The sequence below is a fragment of the Bradyrhizobium jicamae genome (assembly GCF_018130215.1).
GTDB lineage: Bacteria > Pseudomonadota > Alphaproteobacteria > Rhizobiales > Xanthobacteraceae > Bradyrhizobium > Bradyrhizobium jicamae_A.
In genome coordinates, this window is the sequence record NZ_JAFCKQ010000134.1 from 1 (window position 1) to 1102 (window position 1102).

Genomic DNA, 1102 nt, shown 5'->3' on the forward strand with positions numbered 1-1102 from the left:
AGCGCCGTAGCGGGCGGGCGGCTTTGCGGTGGTCACCGGCAGTTCTCCGGTAGGATCGGGTTGCGACACGCCAACGCAACCGAGGAACCACCGATGACCGACGACATGATGAACCTGCCCACGTTCGTGGAGAAGACCCCTGATGCCGATCTGCTGCGCGAGATGATCGGCTTTGCCGCCCAGCGCCTGATGGAGCTGGAAGTGAAAGCCAGACGGGGGCGGCCTATGGCGAGAAGACCCCCGAGCGTTTGGCGCAACGCAACGGCTACCGCGACCGGATCTGGGAGACCCGCGCCGGCACGGTCGAGCTTCGTATCCCCAAGCTGCGCAAGGGCTCCTACTTCCCCGGCTTTCTGGAGCCGCGCCGGATGGCCGAGAAGGCGCTCACCGCGGTGGTGCAGGAAGCCTATGTGCAGGGCGTCTCAACCCGCTCGGTGGACGATTTTGTCCAGGCCATGGGGATGAGCGGCATCTCCAAAAGCCAGGTCTCGCGGCTGTGCGCGGAGATTGACGACAAGGTGAAGGCGTTCCTCGCCCGTCCGATCGAGGGCGACTGGCCGTATTTGTGGATCGACGCCACCTACGTGAAGGTACGCCAGAACGGGCGCATCGTGTCGGTCGCGGTGATTGTCGCGGTCGGCGTCAACAGTGACGGCCGGCGAGAGGTTCTCGGCATGGACATCGGTCCCTCGGAGGCCGAGACGTTCTGGACGGCGTTCCTGCGCAAGCTCGCCCGTCGTGGCCTGCGTGGCGTCAAGCTGGTCGTCTCCGACGCCCACGAGGGCATCAAGGCCACCGTTGCCAAGGTGCTCAACGCCGGCTGGCAGCGCTGCCGCGTCCACTTCATGCGCAACGCGCTCGCGCATGCCGGCAAGAGTGGGCGGCGCGTCGTCTCCGCCTTCATCGCCACCGCGTTTGCCCAGGACGATGCCGAGGCGGCACGAGCGCAGTGGCGCAAGGTCGCCGACCAGCTCCGCCCCAAGCTGCCCAGGCTCGCGACCTTCCTCGACGAGGCCGAGACCGACGTGCTCGCCTACATGACGTTCCCACCACAGCACCGGACCAAGCTGCACTCGACCAACCCGATCGAGCGGCTCAACGG

General features: G+C 66.7%; 1 pseudogene. It reads left to right on the forward strand.

The window, feature by feature from the left end:
- Positions 1-93: 93 nt before the first annotated feature.
- Positions 94-1102 (forward strand): annotated as a pseudogene (locus JQ586_RS40335) (IS256 family transposase); the annotation flags it as partial.